General features: G+C 60.6%; 16 protein-coding genes, 3 tRNA genes and 3 riboswitches. Of the genes, 8 read left to right on the top strand and 11 right to left on the bottom strand.

Features of this window, described 5'->3' with window-relative positions:
- The first annotated feature begins 96 nt into the window (after window positions 1–96).
- Complete coding sequence (locus ADJ95_RS07100) at window positions 97–1,896, top strand: alpha,alpha-phosphotrehalase (RefSeq protein WP_049333942.1); 1,800 nt, start codon at window positions 97–99, stop codon at window positions 1,894–1,896.
- A 144-nt stretch (window positions 1,897–2,040) separates the two neighbouring features.
- Here ADJ95_RS07100 and ADJ95_RS07095 read toward each other — a convergent pair whose 3' ends face one another.
- From ADJ95_RS07095 to ADJ95_RS07055, 9 genes are all read right to left on the bottom strand, one after another.
- A complete protein-coding gene (locus tag ADJ95_RS07095; RefSeq protein ID WP_049334016.1) occupies window positions 2,041–3,006 on the bottom strand; it encodes an ABC transporter substrate-binding protein in 966 nt (321 codons plus the stop codon).
- Window positions 3,007–3,011: 5 nt separating this feature from the next.
- Window positions 3,012–3,710 carry an ABC transporter permease gene (locus ADJ95_RS07090; protein ID WP_049333941.1) on the bottom strand — a complete coding sequence of 233 codons (699 nt, stop codon included), beginning with the start codon at window positions 3,708–3,710 and terminating at the stop codon, window positions 3,012–3,014.
- Between the two features lie 3 nt (window positions 3,711–3,713).
- Window positions 3,714–4,478 (bottom strand): ABC transporter permease, encoded by a 765-nt coding sequence (locus ADJ95_RS07085; protein WP_049333940.1) that lies wholly within the window; start codon window positions 4,476–4,478, stop codon window positions 3,714–3,716.
- On the bottom strand, window positions 4,475–5,425 hold the full coding sequence (locus ADJ95_RS07080) for an ABC transporter ATP-binding protein (protein ID WP_049333939.1): 951 nt from the start codon (window positions 5,423–5,425) through the stop codon (window positions 4,475–4,477). Before ADJ95_RS07080 ends, ADJ95_RS07085 begins: the two co-directional genes overlap by 4 nt.
- Before the next feature lie 257 nt (window positions 5,426–5,682).
- A tRNA-Phe gene (locus tag ADJ95_RS07075) sits at window positions 5,683–5,755 on the bottom strand.
- A 73-nt stretch (window positions 5,756–5,828) separates the two neighbouring features.
- Window positions 5,829–5,902, bottom strand: a tRNA-Asp gene (locus ADJ95_RS07070).
- Between the two features lie 69 nt (window positions 5,903–5,971).
- Window positions 5,972–6,044, bottom strand: a tRNA-Glu gene (locus tag ADJ95_RS07065).
- Between the two features lie 1,485 nt (window positions 6,045–7,529).
- A complete protein-coding gene (locus tag ADJ95_RS07060; protein WP_049333938.1) occupies window positions 7,530–8,933 on the bottom strand; it encodes an FAD-dependent oxidoreductase in 1,404 nt (467 codons plus the stop codon).
- 277 nt (window positions 8,934–9,210) lie between these two features.
- Window positions 9,211–9,600 (bottom strand): DUF2218 domain-containing protein, encoded by a 390-nt coding sequence (locus ADJ95_RS07055; RefSeq protein WP_049333937.1) that lies wholly within the window; start codon window positions 9,598–9,600, stop codon window positions 9,211–9,213.
- A 389-nt stretch (window positions 9,601–9,989) separates the two neighbouring features.
- Between ADJ95_RS07055 and ADJ95_RS07050 the strand changes: the two genes are divergently transcribed.
- From ADJ95_RS07050 to ADJ95_RS09145, 4 genes are all read left to right on the top strand, one after another.
- Window positions 9,990–11,456 carry an NCS2 family permease gene (locus ADJ95_RS07050; RefSeq protein WP_049333936.1) on the top strand — a complete coding sequence of 489 codons (1,467 nt, stop codon included), beginning with the start codon at window positions 9,990–9,992 and terminating at the stop codon, window positions 11,454–11,456.
- A 319-nt stretch (window positions 11,457–11,775) separates the two neighbouring features.
- Window positions 11,776–13,224, top strand: coding sequence for an NCS2 family permease (locus tag ADJ95_RS07045; protein WP_049333935.1), 1,449 nt, complete (start codon window positions 11,776–11,778; stop codon window positions 13,222–13,224).
- Between the two features lie 140 nt (window positions 13,225–13,364).
- Window positions 13,365–14,048: a hypothetical protein gene (locus tag ADJ95_RS09150; protein ID WP_044143869.1), complete on the top strand. Its 684-nt coding sequence runs from the start codon at window positions 13,365–13,367 to the stop codon at window positions 14,046–14,048.
- Between the two features lie 116 nt (window positions 14,049–14,164).
- On the top strand, window positions 14,165–14,800 hold the full coding sequence (locus ADJ95_RS09145; protein ID WP_239662815.1) for a hypothetical protein: 636 nt from the start codon (window positions 14,165–14,167) through the stop codon (window positions 14,798–14,800).
- Between the two features lie 102 nt (window positions 14,801–14,902).
- Here ADJ95_RS09145 and ADJ95_RS07035 read toward each other — a convergent pair whose 3' ends face one another.
- Together ADJ95_RS07035 and ADJ95_RS07030 are read right to left on the bottom strand one after the other, a co-directional pair.
- Window positions 14,903–15,331 (bottom strand): YchJ family protein, encoded by a 429-nt coding sequence (locus ADJ95_RS07035; RefSeq protein WP_049333933.1) that lies wholly within the window; start codon window positions 15,329–15,331, stop codon window positions 14,903–14,905.
- 183 nt (window positions 15,332–15,514) lie between these two features.
- A complete protein-coding gene (locus ADJ95_RS07030; protein ID WP_049333932.1) occupies window positions 15,515–16,942 on the bottom strand; it encodes an LLM class flavin-dependent oxidoreductase in 1,428 nt (475 codons plus the stop codon).
- Window positions 16,943–17,046: 104 nt separating this feature from the next.
- Window positions 17,047–17,155, bottom strand: a riboswitch (SAM riboswitch).
- A gap of 176 nt (window positions 17,156–17,331) precedes the next feature.
- A riboswitch (SAM riboswitch) is annotated at window positions 17,332–17,428 on the top strand.
- 5 nt (window positions 17,429–17,433) lie between these two features.
- On the opposite strand from ADJ95_RS07030, the gene ADJ95_RS07025 reads away from it, so the two are divergent.
- From ADJ95_RS07025 to ADJ95_RS07015, 3 genes are all read left to right on the top strand, one after another.
- Entirely contained in the window at window positions 17,434–18,273 is an 840-nt protein-coding gene (locus ADJ95_RS07025; protein ID WP_049333931.1) for an ABC transporter ATP-binding protein, read from the top strand.
- A gap of 119 nt (window positions 18,274–18,392) precedes the next feature.
- Entirely contained in the window at window positions 18,393–19,454 is a 1,062-nt protein-coding gene (locus tag ADJ95_RS07020) for an aliphatic sulfonate ABC transporter substrate-binding protein (RefSeq protein WP_049333930.1), read from the top strand.
- The gene (locus tag ADJ95_RS07015) at window positions 19,454–20,281 is read left to right on the top strand and encodes an ABC transporter permease (protein WP_049333929.1); all 828 of its coding nucleotides are present in this window, start codon (window positions 19,454–19,456) and stop codon (window positions 20,279–20,281) included. The genes ADJ95_RS07020 and ADJ95_RS07015 overlap by 1 nt, the downstream gene beginning before the upstream one ends.
- A 270-nt stretch (window positions 20,282–20,551) precedes the next feature.
- Window positions 20,552–20,669: riboswitch (SAM riboswitch) on the top strand.

Here is a 20,669-nt window from a genome sequence, read left to right as displayed (position 1 = left end):
ACAACATCCGCAGCACCGGCGCGGTTCGTTTCCAACACACTGATTTATACACGCTTTTATACACGCTGAACCCTGCTCACGTTTCAGAAGGTTTCCATGACACAGGCACCCACCGCATCGCTCACCCTCACGCCGGCAGGCGGCAAGGACTTCGCGTCCTCCGTCATCTACCAGGTGTACCCCAAGTCCTTCTACTCCTCCGCCGATGGCGCCTACGGCGACCTGCGCGGCGTCATCGAGAAGGTGCCCTACATTGCCTCCCTGGGCGTGGACATGGTGTGGTTCAACCCGTTCTTCGCCTCCCCGCAAAACGACAACGGCTACGACATCTCCGACTACTACGCCATTAACCCCGACCTGGGCACCATGGAGGATGTCGAAGAGATGATCGCCGCCCTCGCCGAGCACGGTGTGGGCGTCATGTTCGACATGGTCCTCAACCATGTTTCGACCGAGCACGAATGGTTCCAGCGTGCGCTCGCCAACGAACGCGAATACTGGGATTACTTCTACATTCGCCCCGGCAAATACACCGAGGACGGTCAGCTGCGTGAACCGACCAACTGGGAGTCGAAGTTCGGCGGCCCCTGCTGGTCCCGCTTTGGCGAGTACACGGATGAGCACGGCACTCCCCTGTTCTACATGCACCTGTACGACCGCACCCAAGCGGACGTGAACTGGTACAACCCGGTTGTGCGCGACGAACTGTTTAAGGTCGTGAACTTCTGGTACGAGAAGGGCGTGCGCGGTTTCCGTTTCGACGTCATTAACGTCATCGGCAAGGGCGAGGAGCTGCTCGACGCCCCCGAAGGCAGCGTGGACAAGGCACAATACACCGACACCCCGATTGTGCACACCCGTGTTCAGCAGCTGAACCGCGCCTCGTTCGGTCAGTATGACGACACCGTGACCGTGGGCGAAATGTCCTCGACCAGCATCGAGAACTGCGTGGGCTACTCCAACCCGGCAAACCACGAGCTGGATATGGTGTTCAGCTTCCACCACCTGAAGGTGGACTACGAGAACGGCGAGAAGTGGTCGAAGGTGCCGTTCCGTTTTGCCGAGTTGAAGCAGATTCTGAACGATTGGGCACTGGGTATGCAGGCCGGCGGCGGCTGGAACGCGCTGTTCTGGAATAACCACGACCAGCCGCGCGCGCTGAACCGTTTTGGTGACGTTGAGCGTTACCGTGCCGAGTCGGCAACCATGCTGGCGACCGTGATTCACCTGCTGCGCGGCACCCCGTACGTGTACCAGGGCGAGGAAATCGGCATGATTGACCCGGTCTACTCCTCGATCGAGCAGTACGTGGATGTGGAGGCGCACAACGCCTACGCGATGCTGCGTGAGCGCGGCCTGAACGAGCAGCAGGCCCTGGAGATTGTGGCGTCGAAGGCTCGCGATAATTCGCGTGTGCCGATGCAGTGGACCGCGGATCCGGCGACCGCCGGTTTTGGTTCCACGTCGCCGTGGCTGGCTCCCGCCCCGGTGCGTGATGCGGCGACCGGTGCCGGTATTTCGGTGGAGGATGAGGAACGTGACGGCGTGATTCTGCCCTACTACCGCAACCTGATTGCCCTGCGTAAGCAGTATCCGGTCATTTCTGTGGGTTCGTACGCGCCCTACGCGTTGGATCACGAGCGGGTGTTTGCGTACCTGCGTGAGCTTCCCGCTGAAGCTGAGAAGGGTAGCCCGGCGCAGCGTCTGCTGGTGCTGACGAACTTCTACGGTGAGCCGACCGAGGTTGAGGTGCCGGCGGAGTTCGTTCGTTCCGGTCGCGTGCTGGTGTGTAATTACAAGAATTCTGTGGTGGATTCTGCTGTATCTGATTCGGCTGAGACGGTGACGCTGAGCTTGCGCCCCTATGAAGCTCTGGCGCTACTGATTGAGGGCTAAAAGCGGTTCCGCGCCTCTCCCCTCGCCTGTGGGGCGGGATAATATAAACTGACCTGGCAATATTCTGTTTCTAGAATATTCCCAGGTCAGTTTTATATATAACCATTCCTGTAGAGGAATTTATGTGGAATATCAGGCAGAGTCTTAAAAGCCGTGCTCGTTCAGCCAGGTAGCCGCCGCCTGCGCGGGCTCCTGCTTGGATGTACCCGAAACACGGTCATTGAGAGTGCGCAAATCGGCGGTGGTCAGCTTCGCCGAGACACGGTTCAGAACCTCCGCCGCGGAGTCGGGAACTCGCGACGTATTGATAATGGGCAGCACCTGCTGAGCCAGAATCATGTTCTTCGGATCCTCCAGCACCACCAGCTTGTTCTGCTCAATCGCGGGGGTGGTCGAGTAGAGGTCAACCACCTGCACGGTGTCATCCAACAGTGCCTTGACGGTCAGCGCGCCGCCACCATCCGAGAGGGGCACGAACTCGGCGGGAACGCATCCGTACTTCTCTTTAAGGCCGGGGATGCCGTAGGCGCGCTCGGCAAACTCCGGGGCGGCGCCGAGCTTCAGATTCGTACAGCGGGAGGCGAGGTCTTCAAGGCTTCGTAGACCGTATTTCTGGGCGGTCTGCGCGGTGACGACGAGCGAGTCCTTATCCTCCGCCTCGGATGCGTTGAGGGCGCGGATTTCAGTCCCGGAGCCACCCGTGGTGAGGGTACCGAGGGCGGCGGGTAGCGCCTGCAGAATCTCCTGCGCAGTGTTAGCTGTAGCCTTCGGATTCAGGTAGAGCAGCAGGTTGCCGGAGTAGTCCGGGATAACGTCCACCGCACCGGAGGCGAGTGCCCCCAGGTACGCCTCGCGGGCGCCGATGCTCAGCTGGGTGCGGGCGTTGAATCCCGCCCGGGCGAGGGCTCCGGCGTAGATTTCGGCGAGGATTTGGGATTCGGCGAAGGCCGCTGAGCCGACGATGATTCCTTCGTGTTCGCCGCTGAAGACTTTATCGCCGCTGAGCCCGCAGGCGCTGAGGATACCCGCCATGCCGAGTGCACCGGCGGCGGTGAGAGCAGTGCGACGAGATACGGTACGGCGCGAGAAGGTTTTAGGTGCCTGATTCATCGGGTTCATGCCTTCTTCCGGTTGATGGTGAGCCCCGCGGGAGTGAGCACACGCTGAACAAGACCCATGAGCGCATCCACGGCGAAGGCGAGAAGCGCTACGAGCAGGGTTGCGACGAGCATGCGCGGGTAATCGCGCACGGCGAGCCCGTCGAAGAGGTACCTGCCGAGGGTTCCGCCGCTCAGGTAGGCGACGATGGTCGCGGTTGCGATGACTTGCACGAGTGCGGAGCGGAGCCCGCCGAGCATCATGTTGGCGGCGAGCGGGATTTCGAGGCGGGTCAGAATCTGCCATTCGGTGAGTCCCTGGGCGCGGGCTGCGTCCACGAGGTCTTCCGGTACGGCGGCGAGGCCTTCAAGAACTCCGGCGAGCAGGGGTGCCGCCGCAATAATAATGAGCACGATGAGGGAGGGCAGGGTCGAGACACCCAGCCAGAGCGCCAGGATGGTGAGCAGACCGAGCGCGGGTAGCGCGCGGGTGGCGGCTACGGCGCTCATGAGCAGGTTGCTACGGCCGCGGTTGGTGCCGTAACCCGGGCGGTGGTGTCCAGCCCAGAGACCGAGAGGCATGACGATGAGTGCCGCGCAGGCGGTGGCGAGGGCGGTGACGCTCAGGTGTTCGAGCAGGCGCACGAGGATTCCGCCGCTTCCCTGCCAGTTGGCGCCGTCCATGAGGTAGGCGAAGGTTCGTTCTATGACGTTCACGGGTTATGCCTTCCTTTCGGGGCTGCGGCGGTTCGCAACCGTAGCCGCCTGCCAGGGCGTAAGTGCCCTCGTCAGAAGGATAAGGAGCAGGTCGAGGACCAGTGCCAGCAGCAGGCTGAGGATTACGCCAGCCAGGATTTCCGAAGGGATATTGCGCGCGAGGCCGTCGGTGAATAGCGTGCCGAGCGAGGGTACACCGATGAGGGCACCCACGGACACCATCGCAATATTTGCCACGGTTGCCACGCGGATTCCCGCCATAATGACGGGCGTAGCGAGGGGCAGGTAGAGCTCCATCAGCGCCTGTCGGGGCGTGTATCCGAGGGCGCGTGCAGATTCGTGCACGCTATCGGGTACGGAGTCGAAGGCATCCACACCGGAGCGCACCATGAGCGAGAAGGAGTAGACGCTCAGGGCGACGAGCACGTTCAGCGGGGAAATAATGGAGGTTCCCAGGATGAGCGGCATCAGCACGAACAGTGCGATCGAGGGGATGGTGTACAGCAGCGAGGAGAGGTGCATGAGGGTTCGCGCACCGATGCGGCGTTCGGAACCGCGGTCACGGCGACGGCTCGCGTAGTAGGCGACCGGCAGCGCGACGAGAGCACCAATCGCGACGGGCACGACGCCCTGGTAGAGGTGGCTGAGGGTCAGCTCGAGGATACGCTGACTATTGGCGGCGACCCATTCCCAGTGCATGTCGCTTGCGGTGAGGGGTGATGCGGCAATAGGTGGTGCCGCCAGCACACTGCTTTCTAGAAGGCTCATTCGCTTTTCTCGCCTTCTGCCGCGCTATTCTGCTCTTCTCGGGAGGCGGCAAGTCGGCGTGCACGCGCCTGGCGCACCGTCTGCTCGTCCAGCAGACCGGCAACGGAGCGGCTCACGAAGGAGCGCACAAAATCATCGGCGGGGCTGTACAGAATCTCTTCGGGAGTGCCGAACTGCGCGAGGCGACCGCCCTCCGCGAAGACGGCGATTGTATCGCCGAGCAGGAGCGCCTCGTCAATGTCGTGGGTGACGAACACGATCGTCTTGGCGAGGCGAGCCTGTAGGCGCAGCAGCTCTTTCTGCAGGCCGGTGCGTACCACGGGATCCACCGCGGAGAACGGCTCGTCCATCAGCAGGACGGGTGCATCGGCGGCGAGAGCACGCGCCACACCAACGCGCTGCACCTGACCGCCCGAAAGCTGGGAGGGGTAGCGCTTGGCGTACGAAGAATCCAGACCGACGACCTCAAGCAGTTCGAGGGCGCGAGCCTGCGCCTCCTTGCGGGAGGCGCCGAGCAGGCGCGGTACGGTGGCAATATTCTGCGCGACGGTGCGGTGCGGCATGAGCCCACCCTGCTGCATGACGTAGCCAATGCCGCGGCGCAGCTCGTAGGGGTTCTTTTCGTGCACGTTCACGCCGTCAATGGTGATGGTGCCGCTATTGGGCTCTACCATGCGGTTAATCATGCGTAGACTAGTGGTTTTACCGCAGCCGGAGGGTCCGACGAACACGGTAATCTGCCCGGCGGGGATGTGCAGGTTCAGGTCCTGCAGTACCGTGGTGGGTTCGCCGGTTTGGCTCGGGTAGTTCTTGGTGATGTTCTCGAAGCGGATTCCGCCTGCGGGGTTGCTGTCAGCGGCAGAATTTTTTGCCCAGGGAATCTGGGCTGAGCTCGGAATCTGAGGTGAGCTCTCCGGAGGCTGTGAGCTGGGATTCTGAGCGGTCATGGGTGCGGTGGTCCTTTCTGCTGGCCATCGTGTATGTGTGTGCCTGTGCGCAGGAATTACCCGGTTAGGTTCCGGCGCGGAGCTATCTACAGGAGCTATCCGCAGCAGTGCGGTGGGTCCGTACTGTATAGAAGAAGGCGGCATCTCAGGGTTTTATTCCCAATATGCCGCCTTTTCGACGGTTTTGCAGTATCTGCAACCGCAAGTTTTTTAAAAACAAAACCCGCCCCACTGTAGAAGCCTGGAGGCGGATTTCGTGGCTCCGACCGGCGTCGATCCGGTGACCTTACGATTTTCAGTCGTACGCTCTACCAACTGAGCTACAGAGCCTTGCGTATTTTGTTTTAGATACGCAATGACCGCGTCTTTCGATGATCTCTCATCTGAAATTACGCGGCCAGAGCGACCCCGACGGGACTTGAACCCGCGACCTCCGCCGTGACAGGGCGGCGCGCTAACCAACTGCGCTACGGGGCCTTGTTGGAATCAACAGGAGTAAATCCTACGTCATCTAACTTGGCTTTGCAAATCAAGGTGATTTGCAAGTACCCCCAACGGGATTTGAACCCGTGCTACCGCCGTGAAAGGGCGGCGTCCTAGGCCGCTAGACGATGGGGGCCTAGTCGATCGAACAGGTTCTTTGTTCATCCCGTCGTTCGAACCTCCACTAGTCTACGCCAGGTTCAAAAGGGTGCGCAAATCGTTTTGTTCGATTTTGGGTGTTTTCAAGGCCGAAATGCAGGTATTTATGCCCCATAACACCATCATTCCAACAGGTCAGAAAGGATTAAGCGGATATCAAAAAAAATTTTAAATTTTCTTCAAAAACCCCTCTTGAGTGCACTTTTGAGGTTGCAAACCCCCTCCCCACTTCCCAAACCACCCTCAAATTACCCCCTGTCCTCCATAAAGAGGTCGGTGCCGTCCTCCCTCCGACATCCCGAATTAGAAACCCCGAGAAGATGCGCTCCCCCGTCGTGAACTCGCGGAGGGGCCAGCAAGAGGAACCCAGGAAAGCTAGAGAAAGGAACCGGCGAGAGCTCGCGCAAACCCAAAATCCCCACCGTCCCGGTCGTCTCGGCCCCCGCGCAATCCCGTGCCCTCGGTGCCACCGAAAGACCCCCACCGATATTCCCCTATTTGCGAGGCGAACCCGGATTACTTTTATTCTTTTTGACATTTACCAAAAATGCACTTTGTGCATATTAAATAAAAATGGCGGTTTACCCGTCGCGCATATCAAGTACCCATCCAACAATGCACCGAGTGAAAATGCACTTTTGGTAGAAATTTACGTCTCTTGCCTCACAGTATGCACCATAATGCAAATATTCACTCCAGGGAATACAATAAACTGGCTTGTCAGAGGTATATTTTTATAGCCGTGCACTTAAATTGAGATTTATGACGACACACAAATATAAAGATTTGATAAACCTCCAGCGATTGACAAGGCGAGATAATATCCGCCCCGAAATAGCCCCCAATATTGCTTGAAGCACTCTCTTTGAGCACCGTACTATAGGAGACGTGAGATCACTTCCGGACCTCACGGGACTGCTTCCGATAAGTCCCAATGACGAAAGTCGCCGCACATTATTTACCGATAAACCGCATAGAGATCTGATGGGGGATCCAGCGTCAGCAGCAACGCCTGCCACGAATCACCGCGTGAGGGGCACGGGCACCATCCCGTACGAAGCATGCAACCCTGGATCCTCCAACTGTGTCCCTAGCTCGCTGAGCGCGTCGATCATGCCGCGCCGCCAGTAGCATCCCAGGTTTGAATAAGTGTGCGCGGTCTACACACCGTAGGACCGCGTGCTTGTTTAGAGAGCTAATCTTGGTGTTTCTTTAGCTTTCTAGACCCCGTTAGAGGACGCGCCGCACGTGGAGCCACTGCATGGGTTCGCCGCGCGTTCAGGGTAGCCGGAGGGTATGTCCTCGAGTGTCTTCGGCACCTACCCCGCCCACCCCGCATTACCTCATGATGCGGGGTGGGTTTTCTTTAACCTCCCCCGCATCCCTGCAGAGACAAAAATCGACCCCGCACCGGCTCACGGTGCGGGGTCGATTTCTACGCTCTACGTTCTAAACGCGAGGATTACTCGCCACGAGAGATGTTAATCATCTCGTCGCGGTCCACAACCTTCACGCGAGCGCGAGGCTCACCGGCAGCGTCCTTGGATGCTGCGCCCAGTGCCTTCTCGTGGTCGTCCAGGCGGTGCCAGCCTTCCCAGGTGGTGTACTTGATGCCCTTGGAATCCAGGTAGGCGCTGAAGGTTTCGGCGTCCGGCTCGGGCGCGGTGTAGAGGTTCTCGCGGTCCTCGAGCAGGTGGGTAATGGTCTCGAGTGCGTCAGACTTGGTGGAGCCGATTAGGCCCACGGGGCCGCGCTTGATCCAGCCGGTTGCGTACAGGCCGGGAACAACCTCGCCATTCTCGTCCACGACGCGACCCTCAACGTTGGTGACCACACCGCGTTTGCTGTCGTAACCGACCTCGGGCAGCTCGGAACCAAAGTAGCCGATGGCGCGGTAGACGGCCTGCACGGGGTAATCCACGTACTCGCCGGTGCCGATGATGCCGCCCTTGCCGTCCAGTTTGTTGCGCTCCATGCGCAGACCCACGACCTTGCCGTCTTCGCCGAGAATCTCGTGCGGTGACTGCAGGAAGTGCAGGTGCAGGCGGCGGGATGCGGTCTGCTCGTTGTTCTTCTGGTCTTCCAGCCAGCCGCGCAGGGTCTTCATCATGACCTTGGTCTGCGCGTTCTTTTCCATTGCTTCCTCGGAAGCCTCGTCGAACTGGAAGTCTTCCTCGTACAGGACGATGTCCACGTCGCGGGAGTGCGCGAGTTCGCGTAGCTCGAGCGGGGTGAACTTCATCTGTGCGGGGCCGCGGCGACCGAAGACGTGCACGTCGGTCACGGGGGAAGCCTTCAGACCCTCGTAGACGTTGTCGGGGATTTCGGTGACGAGCAGGTCGTCAGCGTGCTTGGAGAGGATGCGGGAGACGTCCAGGGCGACGTTGCCGTTACCGAGCACCGCAACCTGCTCAGCTTCGAGCGGCCAGGTGCGGGGGTAGTCGGGGTGGCCGTCGTACCAGGAGACGAAGTCGGCTGCACCGTAGGAGCCGTCCAGGTCGATACCCTCAATGTTCAGCGCTGCGTCGTGGATGGCGCCGGTCGCGAAGATAATGGCGTCGTAGTGCTCGCGCAGGTCGGCGAGGGTTAGGTCCTTACCGTACTCGACGTTACCGAAGAAACGGATGTCGCCGCGGTCCAGGACCTTGTGCAGTGCGGTGATGATGCCCTTAATGCGGGGGTGATCCGGTGCCACACCGTAACGAATCAGGCCGAAGGGGGCGGGGTAGCGGTCGAAGATGTCGATGGCGACCTCAACGGCGCCGGTGCGGACCTCTTCGGACTTGGTGAGGATGTCGGCGGTGTAAATACCGGCAGGACCTGCACCGATAACGGCGACGCGCAGGGGGCGTGCTGCTTCAGACACGAATATCTTCCTTTCAAAGTTCACCGGCAAACGCCAGGTACGGCGTGAAGGCGCGGTGAGCTTAGTGTTCACTTCGTGCCTATTTTACCGGGCAGGAGCGCCCCTTTACGGGGAAAAGGGGACAAGCTCAGCAAATAGGATAATTTTCTATCACCTAATCTGGCCTCGGTGGAGAACCGCGGGACGGGTTGCGGGCGAGCCGCTCCGCACAGAAAACCGCCCCGCCCTCCGAGGTGCAGGAGGGCGGGGCAGGGTAACGAAGACTAGAAAGCAGGGACTAGGAGGCGGGTACCGCCTCAAAGTTCACGGTCAGTTCGTCGCGCTCACCGAAGCGGACCAGGTGGCGGTCCAGCACATCCGCCAGGTGAGCAGCCTGCTCGTCGCTTTCGGCGCGCACCTCCATGACGAGTGCGCCGTCGGTTTCGCGCAGGTCACCGTAGCCGCGGAAAATACCGTCGCGGTTGAAGGTGAGACGGATGCCGTCGGGCAGTTCTGCGGTGCCGAGCTTGCGGCCCATGTGCGAGCCGAGCTGCTTGATGTATCGGGTGGGGCGGTCGGTTGCTACGACGGCGCGCTGGCGGACCGGCAGGGATTCTGCGGCAGGGTAGTTCTCGGCAGGCTGGTTTTCAGCGGGGACTGCAGTGTTTCCCTGCGGGGTTTCAGTCACGGTGGACTCCTTCTCATCTATGCCGGAAAAGGCTCACCACACGGAACCCTGCAGCCGGCGACACGTTACACTTCGAATATAACAGGTAGTTAGGGTTCACTAACCTAATAATTCGTCGATGTTCGCGCAGGGGCGAGAGATAAAACTACCTCTATGACGCATCCTCCCTCGACAACCTCGCAGGCACCGTGAGAAGGGCTCCGAGGACGGTTCCAACGGCTGAAAACTACCTGAAAGTTTGCTGAACTAGCGAAGAAAATACCTTTAGCCGTAAAATATCGTGGTAACAACAGCGTCACATCCCCACTTTGCGGGACGTGACGCTTTTCTTATGCGGGCTCGGAACCCCGGCGCCCGCCCCTACTAAGAGTATCTACGGATTTTCACGAATGTCTTCTGAGAACACCGCGGCTCCCCAGAACCCCAAGGCAGAAGCCAAGGGCGCACTGGACCGTTACTTCAAGATCACTGAACGAGGCTCCACCATCGCCGCAGAATTCCGCGGCGGCCTCGCCACCTTCTTCGCGATGAGCTACATCGTCGTGCTGAACCCCCTCATCATCGGCCTCGGCAAGGACGCATCCGGCAACGCGCTCGGCGTGCCGCAGGTCGCAGCAATGACCGCACTGGTCGCAGGCGTTATGACCATCCTCATGGGCGTCATCGCCAAGCAGCCCTTCGCCATGGCAGCAGGCCTCGGCGTGAACGCGCTGCTGGCAACCACCATCGCCTCCACCCCCGGACTGACCTGGCCCGCCATCATGGGCCTCGTCGTATGGGCTGGTGTGCTGATGACCATCCTCGTGCTGACCGGCTTCCGCACCGCAGTGTTCAACGCGGTCCCCGAATCGCTCAAGGTCGCAATCGTCGTCGGTATCGGCTTCTTCATCGCCTTTATCGGCCTCGTCAACGCAGGTATCATCCGCCGCATGCCCGACGCAGCAGGCACCACCGTGCCCGTCTCCTTCGGTGTCAGCGGCCACCTGCTCGGCTGGCCCACCCTGGTCTTCCTCTTCGGCCTGTTCCTCACCATTGCGCTGTTCATCCGCAACGTGAAGGGTGCAATCCTCTACGGCGTGCTCGCCTCCACCGCCCTCTCCATCATCCTGGAGCAGGTCGTGCCCTCCGGCAGCTCGGTTAAGTCCCCCACCGGCTGGTCCCTGAACGTCCCCGTCTGGGACTCCAACACCAGCAAGCTGCCCGACTTCTCCCTGTTCGGCTCCGCTGACCTGTTCGCTGCCTTCGGCACCCTCGGCGGCATGGCAGCTGTTCTGCTGATCTTCACCATCCTCATCTCCGCGTTCTTCGACGCAATGGGCACCTCCGTCGGTCTCGCAACCGAGGCAGGCACCATCAAGGACGGCCAGATCGAGAACGTCGACAAGGTCCTGCTCGTGGACGCCCTCGGCTCCGTAGCCGGCGGTGGCACCTCCTCCTCCTCGAGCCAGATCTTCGTGGAGTCCGCAACCGGTATCGGCGCGGGCGCACGCACCGGCTTCGCAAACATCGTCACCGGCGTGCTGTTCCTCGTCGCGATCTTCCTGACCCCCCTGGTCACCATCGTGCCCTTCGAAGCTGTTGCACCCGCAATGGTGTTCGTCGGCTTCCTGATGATTCGCCAGGCAGTGAACATCGAGTGGACCGACTGGGGCCTGGGTATCCCCGCGTTCATGACCATCATCTTCATGCCCCTGGCATACTCCATCGCGGACGGTATCGGCGCAGGCTTCCTGTCCTACGTCTTCATCCGCCTGGTGCAGGGTCGCGGCAAGGAAGTTCACTGGCTCATGTACGTGGTTTCCGCAGTGTTCCTCATCTTCTTCGCTAACGGCCTGATTACCGGCTGGATGCACTAAACACATCAGGTGCCTCACCCTCCCACGTGGAGGCGCGGGCACCGGCAGGGCGGGGTACCGGCACCTTCGAGTGTTGGCGCCCCGCCCTGGGCTATTCTCCCCTCTGCCCCCAACTACCCCATTCTGGTTGCAGGGGCCGGGAAACACCGCATCACCGACTGAACCGTCGCACACAACGCGTTTCACCGGCACGAGCCGCTCGGCGGCGCCTACAATGGTTGAACCATTGTGACGCCCGGTTATGAGCCTAGCCCGCGAGCTTCGCCCGCGAAACCGGCGGCGCAACAGTACACACCGAACAACATCAACGGATCCTTACATGTCTGAACCTCAGAAGGCGGCCGCACCCACCGGTGCGCTCGACCGCTACTTCAAGATTTCCGAGCGCGGCTCCTCCATCGCCGCAGAATTCCGCGGCGGCCTCGCCGCATTCTTCGCCATGAGCTACATCGTGGTGCTGAACCCCCTCGTCATCGGTACCGGTGCTGACGCATCCGAACGCACCCTCGGCATCGCACCCGTCGCGGCTGTGACCGCGCTGGTTGCCGGCGTGATGACCATCCTCATGGGTGTTATCGCTAAGCAGCCCTTCGCCATGGCGGCTGGCCTGGGCGTGAACGCGCTACTCGCCTCCACCATTGCCACCACCCCGAACCTGACCTGGGCAGACATCATGGGCCTGGTCGTTCTTGCCGGTCTGATCATGACCGTTCTGGTGCTCACCGGCTTCCGTACCGCGGTGTTTGAGGCGGTCCCCGAGTCGCTCAAGACCGCGATTGTGGTCGGTATCGGTTTCTTCATTTCCTTTATCGGTCTGGTCGACTCCGGCATTATCCGCCGCATGCCCGACGCCGCCGGCACCACCGTTCCGGTGACCCTCGGTGCGGGCGGTCACCTGCTCGGCTGGCCCACCCTCGTCTTCCTCTTCGGCCTGTTCTTCACCATCGCCCTGTTCATCCGTAACGTGAAGGGCGCGATCCTGTGGGGCGTGCTCGCCTCCACCGCGCTGTCCCTGATTCTGGAGGCGGTTGTCCCCTCCGGTTCCGTGAAGAAGGCTGCAACCGGCTGGTCCCTGAACGTGCCTTCCCTGGCGGACATGAAGTTCACCACCCCGAACTTCTCCCTCATCGGTTCCGCTGATCTGTTCGGCGCGTTCACCCACATCGGTCCGCTGGCCGCATCGCTGCTGGTGTTCACCATTCTGCTGTCCGTGTTCTTCGACGCGATGGGCGTTTCGGTTGGTCTTGCCGCAGAGGCTGGCACCATGAAGGACGGCAAGGTCGAGGACATCGACAAGGTCCTGCTCGTGGACGCTTTCGGTTCCGTTGTTGGTGGTGGTGCATCCGGTTCCGCCAACCAGATTTTCGTTGAGTCCGCTACCGGTATTGGTGCGGGCGCACGCACCGGTTTCGCAAACATTGTGACCGGTGTGCTGTTCCTGCTGGCGATTTTCATTTCACCGCTGGTCACCATCGTTCCTTTCGAGGCGGTCGCCCCGGCTCTGGTCGTGGTCGGCTTCCTGATGATCCGCCAGGCCGTGAACATCGACTGGACCGACTGGGGTCTGGGCATCCCGGCGTTCCTGACCATTATCTTCATGCCGCTGTCGTACTCGATTGCGAACGGTATCGGTGCCGGTTTCGTGTCCTACACCTTCATTCGCCTGGTGCAGGGCCGCGGCAAGGACGTGCACTGGCTGATGTACCTGGTCTCCGCAGTGTTCGTGATTTACTTCGGTATGGGCATCATTAACGGCTGGACTAGCTAAGTCCGACAATCTACATATTTGCTGAAGGCAGGTTCCTGATGCGGCTGAGAATGTAAGTTTTCAAGCTGCCGAAGGGCCTGCCTTTGGCGTATCTGGTTCGCTCTTGCTTGTTCCTTATCGCTTCCGGGCGCGAGAAAATCATGGCAGAATCATTCCGTTTTCGGTATGATTCTGCCATGATGTCCGTTCAAGAGTATGCTCAAGAAGCTAAGGTTTCAGAGCGAAGCGTGCGTGCCCGCTTGGAACGTGGAATGCTCCAAGGTCGTAAATTGGGAAGCCGCTGGGTTGTCGATGCTCTTCCCGCTGCGCACCGCAGTAATGCTGGCCGTCCTATTTCCTTCGATGCATTCAACGCTTTGGCGCGTTACTGCGATGGTCAGTCATCTGTCCTATCGGCTGAGGAACGCCGCAGGGCAAAAGAACGCGCCTCAGCAATTCAGGTGCAAGGGCCTGCGTCTGTTGAGCGATACCGAGCTCGCCGCGGTCTGAAAGTGCATCATCTGCAGGCTCCTCCCGCTGAAATTCCTGCAATTTTGGAAGACCCTGCATTGTCGCTTACCGGCATTAGTAGCGATATTTCTCAGGTGTACGGCTCAATGGTTGATGCATATGTTTCAAGCCAGGATTTAGAGAACATCATTTTTCTGTACAATCTGCTCCCAGCGTCTGTAGATTCGGCGAACATTATCTTGCGTGAATGCGATGAGCCGCCCCATATTCTGCCCTTGCATGTGGCGGTAGATCTTCTAGATTTGGGGGATCCGCGAAGCTCCGCTGAGGCAGAGCGCATTCTTCAAGATTCTGTTTTCAAGAAAGCGTCTTAGTCATAACCGCATCCCCTATTTTGATTCCTGCTATTGGGGCAGAGCGTGCCTCTTGGCTTGGTCTGGCTGATATCTCAGAGATTATGTCGCAAGGATGGTCCCTGGCAGGCGGAAGCATGATGCGTCTGTTGGCTGCAGAGCGAAGCTACGCGGGTTCTCGATCCACTCACGATATCGACGTTATTCTTGATATCCGCGCATCACGGGCGTATGTTCGTCAGTTCCATGAGGCTCTTAGCAATGCCGGATTTTCAATTGCCGGGTTCAATGCATCCGGCCAAAATCACCGGTGGGTTCGCGGCGAAGCTCAGATAGATATCCTCATCCCTTCGGGACAGTCGGAGTCCGCTCGCACCTATGAGTATCCAGGGTTTGGTCGCCTACTAGAGACTCGGGGCGCCCAGTTTGGGCTTGAACGCACCCGTAAAGCATCTGTACTCTGCGCTAACCGCCAATTTACAGTCAACGTTCCTGATGGTTTGGGCGCCCTGTACGAGAAAGTATCGGCTCTGCTCAATAATGGAGATTCCGATAAAAGTCGACATTTCCGAGACATTATTCTTTTATCTTCAGTTCTTAATTCTCAAGAGCGTCGAGATATCCCGACGCTTTCTGGAAAACAGATATATCGCCTTCATGACGGTATTTCGAGGTCGCTCCAGGAATACACCGGCATTATTTCTGACCGCGAGCTGGAGGTAACCTTTCGTTTAGAGAACTATCTTGAAAATCTTCTAAAAGACAGAAGCTAACAAAAACAAAGAATGGCAGAATCATTCCGTTTTCGGTATGATTCTGCCATTTCTTTATATGCTCTTTATGCGCCCTCCCCACAGGAGGCGAGAGCGGGAAAGCTAACGAACGTCGCCGTCCACGTAGAGCCAGGTGCCGCCCACCTTCTCAAAGCGCGACAGCTCATGCATGCTGCCCTTCACCCGCTCCTCCGCAGGAACACCCGGCACCGAACGGTAATACGCAACGAACTCCACCGTACCGGATACATCAAACGGGCCGCCCGAAGAGCCCAGAATATCCAGGCGGTACCAGCGGATACCATCCTCCAGCTCCAGGGTGCTCGGGCGGGTACTCGGATGCCAGCTCGCCAACAGGTACGCCGCATCGCCAATCGCAAAGGCGGTAAAACGCGAGCGCATCAGCTGCTCCGGCGCGGGGGCGGTCAGCGTTCCGGAGGCGGCAAACTCGCCCAGGAACCTGCCGCAGCAGGCGCCGTACACCTCGCCGCTCGAGCAGGGGCAGCGATCATCGTGGTTAAGTTCAGTCATGCCACCCAGTATAGGGAACGCGCCGCACCAAGGAAGCCCCGCGTCAAGAAAGCACAGCGGCAAGAAGGCACAGCGCAGAGAAACGCCCGTTCCGCCGGGGACACTGTCCTCAGCAGAACGGGCGTTCTTGTTTTCAATCGTTAAGTTTGAGCGAACCTACACGGTACGCATCAGCGGCACCGCTTATTCAGCGATTGCGCGAGCCGGGGTGTCAGCAGCCGAAGGCTTGCCCACGTATGCGCCGCGGTACTTAGCGGCCGGGTGGGAGTCAGCGACCTTGGTGTGGCCCTTGCCGAAGATGTTCTCGCGCAGGGTGTTGCCCTCGTACTCGGTGCGGTAGCGGCCGCGCTTCTGCAGCTCGGGAACAACGTACTCGATGAAGTCCTCGAAGGAACCCGGGGAGACGTGGTACGCCAGGTTGATGCCGTCCAGGCCGCCCTCGTCGATCCAGCGCTCCAGCTCGTCAGCAACCTGAACCGGGTCACCAACAATGACCTCGCCCATGCCGCCGAGGGTGGTGTGCTCAGCGATGTCCTTGCGGGTCCACTTCTTGTCCTTCGCCTGCAGGGTGAAGGGGGTCAGGAAGGACTGAATCGACTCGGTCTGCACGTAGTTCAGGACCTCGTCCTCGTCGAACTGGGACAGGTCAACACCGGACCAGCCGCCGACAATAGCCTGTGCAGAGTCGAGGTTCACGTACTTCTTGTAATCCTCGTACTTTGCCTTTGCCTTCTCTTCGGTCTCATCCACGATGACCGAGAGCATTGCCAGGATCTTCACGTCGTCGCGGCTACGACCCTGCTCCTCGACAGCGGCGCGAATACGGTCGGTCACAACGCGGGTCAGGTCCGGGCGCAGGGCGCTGATGAACACAGCCTCAGCGTGCTTACCGGAGAACTTCTGGCCGCGGCTGGATGCACCAGCCTGGAAAATCACGGGGGTGCGCTGCGGGCTCGGCTCGGTCAGGGAGATGCCGGGTACGGAGAAGTACTTGCCCTTGTGACCAATCGGGTGGACCTTGGAGGGGTCAGCGTAGATGCCGCGCTCGCGATCCTTGATGACTGCGCCGTCTTCCCAGGAGCCTTCCCACAGCTTGTAGCAGACGTCCAGGAACTCGTCGGCGATTTCGTAGCGCTCGTCGTGCGGGATCTGGGTGGGCAGGCCCTGGTTCTCAGCAGCCGACGGCAGGTAAGAGGTCACAACGTTGAAGCCGACGCGGCCCTCAGTGAGGTGGTCGAGGGAGGCGTAGCGGCGAGCCAGAGTGTAGGGCTGCTCGAAAGTAGCGGCAGCAGTCACACCGAAGCCGAGGTGCTCGGTCACTGCAGCCATTGCAGAAATCTGGGTTGCGGGGTCATTCACGGGAACCTGAGCGGCACCTTCAATGGCGGGAGCGGCAGAGTTCTTGTACACGTCGTAGATACCAACAACGTCAGCGATGAACACGGCGTCAAACAGGCCGCGCTCAAGGGTCTTAGCCAGGTCAGTCCAGTACTTGATGGTGTTGTACTCGGTTGCGCGGGAGCGCGGGTGACGCCAGAGGTCGAAGCTCTGGTGACCAATGCAGGTCATCTCGAATGCGTTAACTACGATGCGCTTCTTCTGCTCAGCCATCGATTTTCCTTTCGCGAATGATCGGGTTAGTGCCCTGCACCCCGCGCGCCGCCTCCTTCTTGCCTTCTGCGTTCGGTGGTGGCCTTCGTGCAGGTGGCGCGTTCGCGCCGTACTTGCCTCTTTCCGTTGAGGCCAGATCATCATCTGGGGCACCCCGCTACGGGAGAGGGTTGCCGCCCGGCCAGCCAGAGCTTAGCGCCGGGACTCATGATCTCGTGGTTCCGAGTCTACGGTGCGCGCGGGAGGGAGAGCACGTTTGTGACGAAAAAATATTTTTGTGACGCGGGACCGAAATATTTCGTGATAAATGCGAAATATACGGTCATAGAAATTCATACGCGCCCGTCGGGTTGATTGAGGCGTGGCACAGCCCATAGGGTGAGTAGAGCAAACCATCCAGAGCGACCGAGAGACCTGGCTCCACGACGTCGCAGCAACCGATAGCGGCTTCCCCACCGCCGGTGCTAACGCCAGGAACGATGGAAGTGACTATGACACTCAACAGTGCAGTAACTCCCGGCGCATCCGAATCCTCAGCGAACCGGCACGCCGTATCCAGTGCCGCAGTGCCCCTCGTCTTCGATGCCGTTGGCCAGTCCTTTGCTGTGCCCGGCGGAACCCACGAGGTTCTGCGCGAGGTCACCTTCACCGCCGAACCCGGCGAAATTATCTCGGTGATTGGCTCCTCGGGATGCGGCAAGTCCACCCTCCTGCGCGCTGCGGCCGGCCTGAACCGCATCACCGCAGGCACCGTGCGCATCGGCGAGAAGGCCGTGACCGGACTCGACCCCCGCGTGGCCATTGGTTTTCAGGAACCGCGCCTGCTCCCCTGGCGCACCGTCGCCGACAACGTGGCGCTCGGCCTGCCGCAGGGCACCAAGAAGGCCGAGGGCGAGGCGACCGTAACCCGCCTGCTGAGCCTGGTCGGCCTGAGCGAGTACGCCGACCACCGCCCAAAGGAAATTTCGGGCGGCATGGCGCAGCGCGTCTCCCTGGCCCGAGCACTCGCCCGCACCCCCGGCGTGCTGCTGCTCGACGAGCCCTTCGGAGCCCTCGACGCGCTGACCCGCATCAACATGCAGGACCTGCTGCTGGACGTGCACCGTCAGGATCCGACCACGATCCTGCTGGTCACCCACGATGTGGAGGAGGCGCTCTACCTCTCCGATCGAGTCATCGTGCTCGGCAAGGACACCCCGGAGGGCCCCGCGACCATTCAGCGCATCGTGACCGTTGACCGTGCCCACCCCCGCGACCGCGCGGATGCAGAAATCACCGCGTTGCGTAGCGAACTGCTCGCCGAGCTCGGCGTGGAGGAAGCCGCGGTCTAAGCCTTCCCAAGCTCTCTCGGTATTTGCGCTGTCTAGGGTATATAGCCAATTAGCTATACCCTGCGGGCCGCGCTCCCCATCTCATCACATCATCATCTTCAGAAGCGAAAAGAACCATCATGACTTTCTCCCCGTCTCGCCGTACCGCCCTCAAGTCCCTGGCCGCAGCCGCCGCCTTCGCAACCCTGCTCAGCGGTTGCGCCGGTGAGGGTTCCGGCTCCTCCAACGCCTCCGGTGCGGCCGGCGGCGGCAAGGACACCGTGACCATTGACTACGCCACCTACAACCCGCTCTCGCTGATTATCCACAAGAAGGGCTGGCTCGAGACCGCCCTGTCCGCCGAGGGCAAGAAGGTTGAGTGGGTCAAGTCGGCCGGCTCGAACAAGGCCAACGAGGCGCTGCGCAGCGGCAACATCGACGTCGGCTCCACCGCGGGCTCGGCGGCGCTGCTGGCCCGCGCGAACGGCTCCCCCATCAAGGTCATCAGCCTCTACTCGCAGCCCGAGTGGTCGGCGCTCGTCACCCGCAAGGACTCGGGCATCACCAAGGTCACCGATCTGAAGGGTAAGAGCGTGGCCGTCACCAAGGGTACCGACCCCTACTTCCTGCTCCTGCAGGCCCTCAAGCAGGCCGGCGTTTCCGCCTCCGACGTGAACATTCAGAACCTGCAGCACGCCGACGGCCGCACCGCCCTGGACAACGGCCAGGTCAACGCGTGGAGCGGTCTGGACCCGATTATGGCTGCCGCCGAGGTGGAGAGCGGCGACGTGCTCTTCTACCGCAACCTGGACTTCAACACCTACGGCTTCCTGAACGCCACCGAGAAGTTCATTCAGTCCAACCCGACCGCCGCGCAGGTCATCGTGGACGTGTACGAGTACGCTCGCGCCTGGGCCAAGAAGAACCCCGAAGAGGCCGTGAAGATCGTGGAGGAAGAGTCCGGCATTAAGCACGAGACCGCCCAGGTCGTCATGGACCGCACCCACCTGGACATCGACCCGGTTCCGGGCGCCAAGCAGGTTGAGGTACTCAAGGGCGTTGGCCCGATTCTGGTCGAGTCCGGCGACGTCCCCTCCCAGTCCGACGTGGACAAGGCCCTGAACAGCATCGTGGACGACCAGTTCGCGAAGAAGGCTGACAGCGCCGCAGTCGAGAAGATTGCCAAGGCGGTGGAGAAGTAATGAGCGCCGCAACCATTGCCCCCGCGCAGGAGAGCGCGGCCAAGCTCCCGACGCCGAAGCTTCCCTCGAACCCCTTCGCCGGCAAGCAGTACCTGGGCCTGATCCTGCCCCTGGCGCTCATTGCGCTCTGGTATATTCTGAGCACCAACGGCGTGTTCACGCAGGTCCAGCTGCCCTCCCCCGACCGTGTGGTGGGCGCCGGTATCGAGCTGGCGCAGCGCGGTGAGCTGGCCAAGCACGTCGCGATTTCGACCCAGCGCGTGCTGATTGGCTTCGGCATCGGCGCGGTACTCGGACTGGTGCTGGGATCGCTGATTGGCCTGTCGGCCCCGGTGCGCGTGTTCGTCGCCCCGACTATCGGCGCTCTGCGCGCGGTCCCCTCGCTCGCGTGGGTCCCGCTGCTTCTGCTGTGGATTGGCATCGGCGAGAACTCGAAGGTGACCCTCGTGGCCATCGGCGCGTTCTTCCCCGTGTACACCACGGTTTCCGCAGCCCTCGCCCACGTGGACCCCAAGCTCGTGGAGATGGCCCGCGCCTTCGGCCTGAAGGGCCTGCGCCTGTTCACCACGGTTCAGCTTCCCGCGGTTCTGCCCGCCGTCATCTCGGGTCTGCGCCTCGCGCTCGCTCAGGCGTGGCTGTTCCTGGTCGCCGCCGAGCTGCTGGGCGCCTCCATGGGCCTGGGTTACCTGCTGACCGACTCACAGAACAACGGCCGCACCGACCGCCTGCTGCTCGCCATCGTGGCGTTGGCCATCCTGGGCAAGATTACGGACGCCCTCGTCGGCCTGTTTGAGCGCTGGGTCAAGGCAAAGTACCCCAGTAACTAGCGCCACCGGCAGCTAAACACAACGCTCAGCACGCGCTGAGTTTTCAGGAGAGATGTCCGCGCGTCAGTCATCGTGACGCGCCGGAAAAAGAAGTCGGCGGGGAAACCTGTCGCCTACTGAATGATGATGATGTGCCCCGCCCCGCGCCCCACAGTAGTGAGCGCGGGGCGGGGTTCTTAATGTGTCGTTATATTACGAAGCGCTACACAGTGTGCCTTTTATGACGGGAACCTTTGCATCGGGCCCCGCGGCGCGCTTTACTAAGAAGGCAAACCATCCAGAGCGACCGAGAGACCTGGCTCCATGACGTCGCAGCAACCCCCTCGCGCATCTGCACACACGAGTAGGCAGCGCGAGCAAGGGTGCTAATGCCAGCTACCGATGGGAG

The sequence above is a fragment of the Rothia mucilaginosa genome (assembly GCF_001061665.1).
In the GTDB taxonomy this organism is placed as follows: Bacteria; Actinomycetota; Actinomycetes; order Actinomycetales; family Micrococcaceae; genus Rothia; species Rothia mucilaginosa_A.
The sequence above is the reverse complement of the archived record's forward strand: the minus strand, read 5'-3'. Positions and strand labels throughout refer to the sequence as shown.

Excerpts from the sequence above, each read along its gene's own strand:
- ADJ95_RS09150 (WP_044143869.1), top strand. The coding sequence starts at position 13,365 with ATGGCAGAATCATTCCGTTTTCGGTATGATTCTGCCATGATGTCCGTT.
- ADJ95_RS07085 (WP_049333940.1), bottom strand. The coding sequence starts at position 4,478 with ATGAGCCTTCTAGAAAGCAGTGTGCTGGCGGCACCACCTATTGCCGCA.
- ADJ95_RS07050 (WP_049333936.1), top strand. The coding sequence starts at position 9,990 with ATGTCTTCTGAGAACACCGCGGCTCCCCAGAACCCCAAGGCAGAAGCC.
- ADJ95_RS07100 (WP_049333942.1), top strand. The coding sequence starts at position 97 with ATGACACAGGCACCCACCGCATCGCTCACCCTCACGCCGGCAGGCGGC.
- ADJ95_RS07030 (WP_049333932.1), bottom strand. The coding sequence starts at position 16,942 with ATGGCTGAGCAGAAGAAGCGCATCGTAGTTAACGCATTCGAGATGACC.
- ADJ95_RS07020 (WP_049333930.1), top strand. The coding sequence starts at position 18,393 with ATGACTTTCTCCCCGTCTCGCCGTACCGCCCTCAAGTCCCTGGCCGCA.
- ADJ95_RS07035 (WP_049333933.1), bottom strand. The coding sequence starts at position 15,331 with ATGACTGAACTTAACCACGATGATCGCTGCCCCTGCTCGAGCGGCGAG.
- ADJ95_RS07095 (WP_049334016.1), bottom strand. The coding sequence starts at position 3,006 with ATGAATCAGGCACCTAAAACCTTCTCGCGCCGTACCGTATCTCGTCGC.
- ADJ95_RS09145 (WP_239662815.1), top strand. The coding sequence starts at position 14,165 with ATGATGCGTCTGTTGGCTGCAGAGCGAAGCTACGCGGGTTCTCGATCC.
- ADJ95_RS07045 (WP_049333935.1), top strand. The coding sequence starts at position 11,776 with ATGTCTGAACCTCAGAAGGCGGCCGCACCCACCGGTGCGCTCGACCGC.
- ADJ95_RS07015 (WP_049333929.1), top strand. The coding sequence starts at position 19,454 with ATGAGCGCCGCAACCATTGCCCCCGCGCAGGAGAGCGCGGCCAAGCTC.
- ADJ95_RS07080 (WP_049333939.1), bottom strand. The coding sequence starts at position 5,425 with ATGACCGCTCAGAATCCCAGCTCACAGCCTCCGGAGAGCTCACCTCAG.
- ADJ95_RS07025 (WP_049333931.1), top strand. The coding sequence starts at position 17,434 with ATGACACTCAACAGTGCAGTAACTCCCGGCGCATCCGAATCCTCAGCG.